This is a genomic window from Burkholderia puraquae (genome assembly GCF_002099195.1).
Classification (GTDB): Bacteria; Pseudomonadota; Gammaproteobacteria; order Burkholderiales; family Burkholderiaceae; genus Burkholderia; species Burkholderia puraquae.
The window spans coordinates 1-8818 of sequence record NZ_NBYX01000048.1; the positions used below are offsets into that span (position 1 = coordinate 1).

Sequence of the window (8818 nt, forward strand, 5' to 3'; positions counted from 1 at the left end):
CTTGCGCTGCGCATACTTGCTCATCTGCACGAGCGCGAGCGCATCGGCCACGCGCTCCTTGATCTCGTTCTTCGGCGTGCCTTCCTGCTTCAGGCCGAACGCGACATTCGATTCGACCGACATGTGCGGGAACAACGCGTACGACTGGAACATCATGTTCACCGGGCGGCGATACGGCGGCAGCGATGCAAGATCTTCGCCGTCGACGAAGATCTTGCCGGCGGTAGCCGTCTCGAGCCCGGCGAGCATGCGCAGCAGCGTCGACTTGCCGCAGCCGGAGCTGCCGAGCAGCGCGAACAGCTCGTTCTTCGCGATCGTCAGGTTCACGTTGTCGACGGCCGTGCTGTCGCCGAATTTCTTCACGACGTTTTCGATGCGCACGAACGCGTCCGCATCGCGGCGGGCGCCGGCCGCATCCGATGCGGCAGGGAGCGTATGGATCATCGTCGTCTCCGTCAACCGCCCGACTTCAGCTGCAACCACAGACGGTTCTGCATCCGTGCGATGTCGGCGCTGCGCGGCATCGCGAGCGACGTCTTCGCGATCGTGGCGTCGGACAGGTAGATGCCCGGATCCTGCGCGACCGCCGGCGCCACGAACGCGCGCGCGGCCTTGTTGGCGCTCGGGTAGAAGATCTCGTTCGTGATCGCCGCGTTGGTCTTCGGCTCCTCGATGTAGTTGATCCACTTCAGCGCGGCTTCCGGATGCGGCGCATCCTTCGGGATCGCCATCACGTCGAACCACAGCAGGCCGCCTTCCTTCGGATTCACATAGCGGATCTCGTACGAACGCTTTGCGTCCAGCGTGCGCCGCCGCGCGATGCCGACGTCGCCCGACCAGCCGAGCACGACGCAGACGTCGTTGTTCGCGAGGTCGTCCGCATAGCCGGCCGAGCTGAACTGCGTGACGTACGGGCGGATCTTCTTCAGCACGTCGTAGGCCGCCTGGTAGTCGGCCGGGTTCTTGCTCTCGGGATCCTTGCCGATGTACTGCAATGCCGCCGCGAACGCGGCGTCCGGCGCGTCGAGCAGCGAGATGCCGCAGCTTTTCAGCTTCGCCGCGTTCGCCGGGTCGAACAGCAGCGCCCAGCTGTCGGTCGGAGCGTTGTCGCCGAGCCGCTTCCTGACCGCCTCGACGTTGTAGCCGATCCCCGTCGTGCCCCACGCCCACGGCACGCCGTACTGATTGCCCGGGTCCGCCTTCGCGACCATCTTCATCAGCACCGGGTCGAGGTTCGCGAGATTCGGCAGCTTCGACTTGTCGAGCTTCTGGTACACGCCGGCCTGGATCTGCTGCGCGAGATAGTTCGACGTCGGCACGACAATGTCGTAGCCCGAGCTTCCCGCGAGCAGCTTGGTCTGCAGCGTATCGTCGCTGTCGTAGCTGTCGTAGCGCACCTTGATGCCCGACTGCTTCTCGAAGTTGGGCACCGTGTCCTTCGCGACGTACTCCGACCAGTTGTACACGTTCAGGTTGGTGTCGCCCGCATGGGCGGACAGGCTGGCCGCGACGGCCAGCGCCGCCAACGTGACGAGCGCGGCGCGCAACGCCGGTTGACGACGGATACGGATACGCATGGGGATTCTCCTGGTGATGGGGGTCGGCCGTTGCGCCCGGTCCGGGTCGGGACTCGCGTCAACGCCGTCAAGCGATGTTCGGCACAAGGGCCAATGTAGAGATCGCGGCCGGCAGCGTCAGTCCCGAAAACCGGGACAAACGGCGACATCGATTCCGGCCGTTTGGGTAGATTCCCGCGTAGGCAGTCGAAAATATTCGTGATACCTGTAGCGCCACCCGACAATCTTCGACACACGACGCCATGAGCGCAGCGCTGCCCGCCCCCGATCTCCCGTTGAGCCATGTCGCGTTCGTGACCGAAACGCTGGGCGACATCGCACAGGCCGTCGGGACGCCGCAGTTCATGCGCGCCGTCTACGACACGCTCGTGCGCTACGTCGATTTCGACGCCGTGCATCTCGACTACGAGCGCAATGCCGCGTCCGGCCGGCGCAGCGTCGGCTGGATCGGCAGCTTCGGCCGCGAGCCCGAGCTGGTCGCGCAGGTGATGCGCCACTACTACCGCAGCTACGCGAGCGACGATGCAACCTATGCAGCGATCGAAACCGAGAACGACGTGCAGTTGCTGCAGGTGTCCGCGCAGCGCGTGGCGAGCGAGCTGCGGCATCTGTTCTTCGATGCCGGCGACATTCACGACGAATGCGTGATCGCGGGCGTGACGGGCGGCACGCGCTACTCGATCTCGATCGCGCGCTCGCGGCGATTGCCGCCGTTTTCTCTGAAGCAGCTGAGCCTGCTGAAGCAGCTTTCTCAGGTCGTGCTGCCGCTGGCGTCCGCGCACAAGCGCCTGCTCGGCGCGATCTCCGCGGACGACGCACCACGCGACGAGCTCGATCTCGACCTCGTCGCGCAATGGCTGCCGGAATGGCAGGAACGTCTGACCGCGCGCGAGATGCACGTGTGTGCATCGTTCATCCAGGGCATGACGTCGGCCGCCATCGCGCAATCGATGGGGCTCAAGACGTCCACCGTCGATACCTACGCGAAGCGCGCCTTCGCGAAGCTCGGCGTCGATTCGCGAAGGCAGCTGATGACGCTCGTCCTGAGAAACGCATCGCGGCGGCACGACGCATAGATCCTCTGTGCGCCGGCCGCCAGCCGGTTGCGCGCGCAACCATCTCCGCGCCGCCTCATAACGATCCGACAATTTATTGATTCCCCCGACGGTGCGTCGTCCGTATCGTTCACCGACTCGTCAGACCAATCGACCAACGGGGGAATCCAACAATGAAACAGATCCGTTCGCTCGCACTGCTCGCGCTGCCGGCCGCGCTCCATGCCGCCGGCGCACACGCGCAAAGCAGCGTCACGCTGTACGGCATCGTCGATGCGGGCATCGCATACGTGCACAGCGCGCAGAACGCGAACGGCAGCAACGCGTCGAGCCTCGTCAAGTTCAGCAGCGGCAACCTGTCGGGCAGCTGCTGGGGGCTGCGCGGCACCGAGGATCTCGGCGGCGGCCTCGCCGCGCTGTTCCAGCTCGAGAACGGCTTCAACATCGGCACGGGCGCACTCGGCCAGGGCGGGCGCGAGTTCGGCCGCAAGGCCGTCGTCGGCCTCGCGAGCAGCACGTACGGCACCGTGACGCTTGGCCGCCAGTACGATCCGGTCGTCGATCTCGTGCAGACTAAGTCAATCTAGGCAGCCAACGAAACCTGTTACATGGCCGTCCGGCCAGCGTTAGAGCGCAGTAACAGTTTCTCTCGATGGTCGAGAACCTTGGCCCCTCAGTTTTGTTCCCTCGAAATCACTAACTGTTACCTCAAGGCTAAGCGACTTCGCACGATCGCTAACGTTACGCAGGAAGATTTTGGACTGGTCTCCAGTCGCACATACATAAGCACGATTGAACGGGAGTTGAAGTCACCCACACTAGGCAAGATCGAGCGGCTAGCCGAGGTGCTAAACGTCCATCCGCTCACGCTGTTGACGGCTGCCTATATGGACCGGCTCACGCCCAAGGACATCGAGAGAACCACTACTTCTGTACGCGAGCAACTCATGAAAGTCATCGGCGAGAAGTGACTGCGTCGGTCCAGAGCATGGACGTGCGACAACTTCTCCGACCAGCATTTGAGGGATGTTGATCCGCCCTGACGAGTTTTACAGCGCGACAACTCTCGCAACGCGTCGGCCATCACTTGCCCAACGGCAATCAGCACCTCGACTGGCTGCACGGTGGTCGACTCCCGCACGGGGATCACTTTCGACACAACTTCGCGCGGAGGGTCAACTCAGCAGGACATCATAAAGATTGTGTCGACGTCGAAACGGTGCCAGTGTTAATTATGTCAAGTAATAAATTTACCCAAAAACATCACTGAACTCCCTGCCGGACGTCACCGGAATTCCTTTTGCAAGCGACCCGCGGGCGAAGCAGATTTCAGCTGCGAGCGAAGCGGCAACAACGCTGCAACGTCGCCGGCCCATTGCGTGGGCAGACGCGTGATATGTCCTTGAGATACGCGTGGGGGCTACCCTGTGCCGCTATTGCGCGCCTTACGTACCATGGGGTGAGTCGCCTGCTGGCGGAGGTCTTCCGTCGTTTCTCCTCCTCCGTTCGGTCGCCATCCCGGCGGCTTCAGCAAGTAGCCGAGTGCATCCGACAACGATCGTGCCGCCAATAGGTCTCCCCATAACGTGCGCCATTGCGCGAATTCGATCGTCAGCAAGTTGTACGTATCGACCGGCGTCACCAGACCATACCGGCAAGGCAGATCGCGTCGTTCGGGAATGTACGTGCCAAACATCCGGTCGAATACGATCAGGATGCCGCCGTAGTTCGCGTCGAGATATTCGAGATTCGACGCGTGGTGCACGCGATGGGTCGACGGCGTGTTGAATATCCATTCCAGCGGCCCGAGGCGCGGAATCCACGTCGCATGGAGCCAGAACTGGTACAGCAGGTTGATCGACAGCAGCACCAGCACAATGGCGGGAGGCATCCCGAAAAGCGGCGCGAGTGCGAAAAACAGCAGCGAGCCGGTGAGCTGCCCGGTCCAGCCGAAGCGATAGGCGGCCGACAGCGTCAGCTCGTTCGGTGAATGGTGGAGAAGCCGTTAAAAAGGCTGGGAAGCAGCCGCGTGAAAGCGTATCGTCTCCCTAACTTCGAGACGAGGAGCCGCCATGCGATGCACGATCGTTCTTGAGTTCGATAACGGCGATGGGAGTGTGGTGAAGTGGGCGGAGGTCATGCGATTTCACAGGGCCGCCGGGGAGCAGGCCCCCGGGGACGGGGGACTATCACTTGCCGAAGGCAAGTCATTGCTCAATTGTGTGCAGCAACAGTTCGTTGTCGAGCAGATCGAACGGTATTGCGCGTCGCGTAGATCCTGTGCTGATTGCGGCGGACTGCGTCGTTTGCACGATAGTCATTGCTCGGAGCTGAAAACCACGCTGGGAAAGGTTTTCTATTGCCGCGAACGGTGGAAGGCCTGTAATTGCGGTGCTGACAGATCAACGTATGTCTCTCCGCTCAAGGACTATCTGACGGAGGCAAGCACTGGTGAACTGAGATGGCTGCACGCGGAGCTTGGCGCTACGATGCCCTATCGGCAAGCCAAGAGCGTCATGGACCTTCTGTCACCCACCTCAGGCCGCGACGGTCACGTAACCATTCGCAATCACACCGTGGCCGTCGGAAAATCGATACAGCATGCGCGGCCCCTGCGCCGGCAGTGCGAGACGACAAAGCCGGATGTGGCGCTCGGCATTGACGTCGGCTATGTCCGTCGCGCCCGTCGCAATCGCAAAGATTCGGGCAAGGACAATCACGCAGAAGCCGGCAACTGTTCAGCGTCGATCGCCGTTGTCGTTGCTGCTGTGAGCCAAGCCGACGAGCAACCACGAGTGTGGGCTTCGGCCATGCCCCGCACTAGACGCTTGAATCAAGAAATGACGCAATTTCTGGAGGACAGCGGATACGCGGACCCAAATGAAGTCCTTGTTCTGACTGATGGAGCACGGGACCTGGCTGGCGTTGCCGCCGACCTTCCCTACGATAATGAGTGGATCCTCGATTGGGCACACATCGGGCGGATGTTGCATCGTGTCGATCAAGCTATCGCGCCTTTGGCGTATGGACGACTTACGGAGGGTGGCTCAGCGTTCGAGCTCTGGGATCTGTTTGTCCGATTCCGCCACTACGTTTGGGTTGGAGACATATGGGCTTGGCAACAGTTCGCAGCCGAGCTCGCCGACTTGCTTGATCTGCGTGAGAAACGGGATCCAGCAATGAGCAACCAAGCCAGAAAAGCAAGTCACAGCCTCTCGAATGTAGTCACCTATCTGCAAAACAACGTTGACTCGCTGATTGACTATCGCACATGGCAACGTGCGGGATGCCGAATTTCCACAGGCTTCGTCGAGTCTTCGATTAACCGAATCGTTGGCCGTCGAATGTGCAAGAGCCAGCATATGCGCTGGAGTCGCCCGGGAGCACACAGTGTTGTGCAATTGCGCGTCGCGTTGTTGAACCGAGAATTTCACGAACTCGCACAGCGACAATTTCCATGGATTGGGCAGCGACGCGTCACGTGGCCCTCGGAGCAAACATCCCGGGGGTTTTAACGGCTTCCTTCTACAGCATTCGAGTGTGATGACAAAACAGGTAGGACCTGGGACTCACCAAGCCTGAAAATCTGTCTGAGCCTAACAAGCTCGTGAAGTGAATGAGGCGTGAGTCTGCGGATTTCATAGGGGCCCGCAGCGAATCAGGCTGCAACAAGGCCGAATGTAGAGCTGCAGCCCATCCTGTTTTTCGAAGACTCGAAAGTCCGGCGCAAAGGGGGGCGTTCATGTAGACAGATTTATTTCGCTCTACGCGATGACAACGTCATGCCGGCATTTTCCACTTCCAAATGGGACAGTTTTGTGGGCTAGGGTCACACCTTGAGTGAGAGTGCGCCGAAGTTCCTTCTGAACTCATTTTCACTGGTCCGCATCGTCGCGCGGCACCCGAAACGTCTCGGGATCCTTTCCAACGAGCCATCGCGGCGTTCTTCCCCTCCCTGACCACGTGACACCCGTTTTCGGGTCCCAATACTTCGGCTTGATCCTTTTCCGCTCGCGCGGTTTCGACTGCACGCCGTCGACAATCGCTCGAATATCAATCCCGCTTTCCGCAAGCAGTGCCAACACGCGCTCGGCAATCAGCTTCGCCTCGTACTCGCGCACGGCGTCGATATCCTGCTTCAGTTTCTCGAAGTCAGCGAGCAACTCGCTATACGTCTTCATGGATGAAGCCCCCACATCATTGAACACACAACTTTCATTCCATCGCACTTGCGCCGCACACGACGCAGCGATACAGAATCCCGTCTCTCCGACTCGATGAGCCAGTCGCGATTGCCCGTGAACGAACGGAAGCGAGTCGGCGAGCACGCTCGTCATCCGGATCAATCCAGCTTACGACGCTTCTATCTTGCTATCCGCCGGCAACGCATGGTGCTCGATCATCGAGCGCATTAACATCCCGTGCTTTCGTCCCAACTCCTCTGCCTTGCCGAGCAGACTCAATGACAGCCGGATCGGCGATATGTGTATTGCGTCGACGACGCCTTTCCTGATACCCACTGAGACAGCGGAATCCTGCCCATATCGCCCCTCCGTAACTCCGTAGTCGTAAGCCATCAGATAAACCTTACTTTGCACCTCGTCGAATGCCGCACTCAATATCGCGCTCAGACGTTTCCGGAAAGTCGACAACACCCGATTCAATTGCTCGTCATTTGCTATTTCATCCAGTCTGGCAAGCAAGTCATCCTGCACGTCCATATCAGAGCCCCGTTCTCACCCGGCATCGAAAAGCTCGCCCGAAACCCAACGGGCGAACACGAATACGTTCGACATCCAGGTCGAACGGTCTTTGTCGCGGCAACACTCGGCACCTGCGACATGCGCGTATTCTCAACGCGTCGAATAGAAAGGCACGATATGCTATCGCGCACATGCACCCCGAGGACTTTCAGGTTCAAGGTACAGAACATTCAAATGCGACCAGCCTCGATGTCGAATGCATCGGCTGCGTAGCCGGCTATCGCGTGAGCGAGATTTCGACACGCCGATTGGTGGCGCGGCCTTCGGGCGTCGCATTGGACGCGACCGGATCGGCCTTGCCGCGGCCCGTGACCGTCAGCGAGTCGGTCTTCAGGCCGTGCGCCTTCAGGTAAGCCGCGACGGATTCGGCGCGGCGCTTGGACAGCGCGAGGTTGTAGTCGTCGCTGCCCACCGAATCCGTAAAGCCGGTGACGCTCACCTGCGAGTACGTGTGGTCTGCGCGCTCGCTCAGCAACCGGTCGAGCGATTCGCGCGCGGTCGGGGCGAGCGTCGCGTGGTCGGTCGCGAACAGCGCATCGCCCGACAGGTTCACCTGCTCGACGACGGCAGCCGCCGGCGCGGCGCCGCACTGGAACACGAGCGTCGCGGGATCGGATTTGTCGCGCAGCGCGCGGGCCGAATCGACGGCGCGCACCGGCTCTTCGCCGCAGATCTTGCGGGCGGCCTTCATGCAGGTCTGCGGGCCCGACAGCAGGCCGTGGCAGTCCACCTGGAAGGTGCGCACGCCGTCGCGCGGCTGCAGTTCGGAGGCGCTGAAGGTCGGGCCGGATGCAGTGCGAGCGCAAGAGCGAGTTTGTTCACGGTTACATCCTCAAAGCTTGGGTTGACTGAAGCCCGCCACGGGTTGCGCGGCGGGCTCGTCCGGCTGGCGAGCCGGGCGGCCTGGCGGCGCGACGCGTTACTTCCACTGGTACAGCATGCCGGCGCCGATCACCTTCTGACCGCCGCTGAAGCCGCCGTTGATCGACGCCTTCAGGTTCTCCGTGATGCGGGCCTGCATGTTGACCGCCATCGCCTTCTGACCGAGGAAGGTCGACGTGCCCACGCCCATCCCGAAGTTGGCGTCGCGATCGAGCTGCGGGATCGACGCCATCGCGCCGACGGCCGCGATACCCTGCTTCGCCATCTGGTCGGTCTGCTGCAGTTGCGAACCCAGCGAGTTGATCTGCGCCTGCTGGCCTGACAGTGCCGTCGACAGCGTCGTCTGCACCTGCGTCAGCTGATTCACGTTCACCGCGTCGGTGCCTTGCGTACCCGGCGCGACGTTCGTGATCTGGCGCTGCTGCGTGTCGCTGCCGACCGACACCACGTTCGAGCGGCCGCCGTCCGTCGAATTCGCGCCGATCGCCACCGAGTTCGAGCCGGCGGTGACGGTCGGGTGGTCGGTTCCGGTGCCATTCAT

The 8818-nt window shown here is 61.4% G+C and carries 7 protein-coding genes and 4 pseudogenes; 4 read left to right on the top strand and 7 right to left on the bottom strand.

The window, feature by feature from the left end; all coding sequences use genetic code 11:
* Positions 1 to 390 (bottom strand): annotated as a pseudogene (locus B7G54_RS37495) (ABC transporter ATP-binding protein); the annotation flags it as partial.
* A 65-nt stretch (positions 391 to 455) separates the two neighbouring features.
* Entirely contained in the window at positions 456 to 1577 is a 1122-nt protein-coding gene (locus tag B7G54_RS37500) for a polyamine ABC transporter substrate-binding protein (RefSeq protein ID WP_085043664.1), read from the bottom strand.
* 242 nt (positions 1578 to 1819) lie between these two features.
* On the opposite strand from B7G54_RS37500, the gene B7G54_RS37505 reads away from it, so the two are divergent.
* From B7G54_RS37505 to B7G54_RS37515, 3 genes and pseudogenes are all read left to right on the top strand, one after another.
* A complete protein-coding gene (locus B7G54_RS37505) occupies positions 1820 to 2653 on the top strand; it encodes a helix-turn-helix transcriptional regulator (protein ID WP_085043665.1) in 834 nt (277 codons plus the stop codon).
* A gap of 152 nt (positions 2654 to 2805) precedes the next feature.
* Positions 2806 to 3204: pseudogene (locus B7G54_RS37510) on the top strand (porin); the annotation flags it as partial.
* Between the two features lie 36 nt (positions 3205 to 3240).
* Positions 3241 to 3603, top strand: coding sequence for a helix-turn-helix domain-containing protein (locus tag B7G54_RS37515; protein WP_085043666.1), 363 nt, complete (start codon positions 3241 to 3243; stop codon positions 3601 to 3603).
* A gap of 449 nt (positions 3604 to 4052) precedes the next feature.
* Here the strand turns inward: B7G54_RS37515 and B7G54_RS37520 are convergent.
* Positions 4053 to 4631: pseudogene (locus B7G54_RS37520) on the bottom strand (sterol desaturase family protein); the annotation flags it as partial.
* A gap of 73 nt (positions 4632 to 4704) precedes the next feature.
* On the opposite strand from B7G54_RS37520, the gene B7G54_RS37525 reads away from it, so the two are divergent.
* On the top strand, positions 4705 to 6147 hold the full coding sequence (locus tag B7G54_RS37525; protein WP_085043668.1) for an ISKra4 family transposase: 1443 nt from the start codon (positions 4705 to 4707) through the stop codon (positions 6145 to 6147).
* 360 nt (positions 6148 to 6507) lie between these two features.
* Here the strand turns inward: B7G54_RS37525 and B7G54_RS37530 are convergent, their stop codons facing one another.
* The 4 genes and pseudogenes from B7G54_RS37530 to B7G54_RS40300 all read right to left on the bottom strand — a co-directional run.
* Positions 6508 to 6813, bottom strand: coding sequence for an H-NS histone family protein (locus B7G54_RS37530; protein ID WP_085043669.1), 306 nt, complete (start codon positions 6811 to 6813; stop codon positions 6508 to 6510).
* A 171-nt stretch (positions 6814 to 6984) separates the two neighbouring features.
* A complete protein-coding gene (locus B7G54_RS37535; RefSeq protein ID WP_085043670.1) occupies positions 6985 to 7353 on the bottom strand; it encodes a hypothetical protein in 369 nt (122 codons plus the stop codon).
* A gap of 259 nt (positions 7354 to 7612) precedes the next feature.
* A pseudogene (locus B7G54_RS37540) lies at positions 7613 to 8191 on the bottom strand (OmpA family protein); the annotation flags it as partial.
* Between the two features lie 123 nt (positions 8192 to 8314).
* Positions 8315 to 8818: YadA family autotransporter adhesin (locus tag B7G54_RS40300; RefSeq protein WP_208864980.1), on the bottom strand; the 504-nt coding region annotated here is incomplete at its 5' end.

What these genes read in the sequence shown, in the direction of transcription:
- B7G54_RS37500 (WP_085043664.1), bottom strand. Translation starts at nt 1,577, where the DNA reads ATGCGTATCCGTATCCGTCGTCAACCGGCGTTGCGCGCCGCGCTCGTC.
- B7G54_RS37505 (WP_085043665.1), top strand. Translation starts at nt 1,820, where the DNA reads ATGAGCGCAGCGCTGCCCGCCCCCGATCTCCCGTTGAGCCATGTCGCG.
- B7G54_RS37515 (WP_085043666.1), top strand. Translation starts at nt 3,241, where the DNA reads ATGGCCGTCCGGCCAGCGTTAGAGCGCAGTAACAGTTTCTCTCGATGG.
- B7G54_RS37525 (WP_085043668.1), top strand. Translation starts at nt 4,705, where the DNA reads ATGCGATGCACGATCGTTCTTGAGTTCGATAACGGCGATGGGAGTGTG.
- B7G54_RS37530 (WP_085043669.1), bottom strand. Translation starts at nt 6,813, where the DNA reads ATGAAGACGTATAGCGAGTTGCTCGCTGACTTCGAGAAACTGAAGCAG.
- B7G54_RS37535 (WP_085043670.1), bottom strand. Translation starts at nt 7,353, where the DNA reads ATGGACGTGCAGGATGACTTGCTTGCCAGACTGGATGAAATAGCAAAT.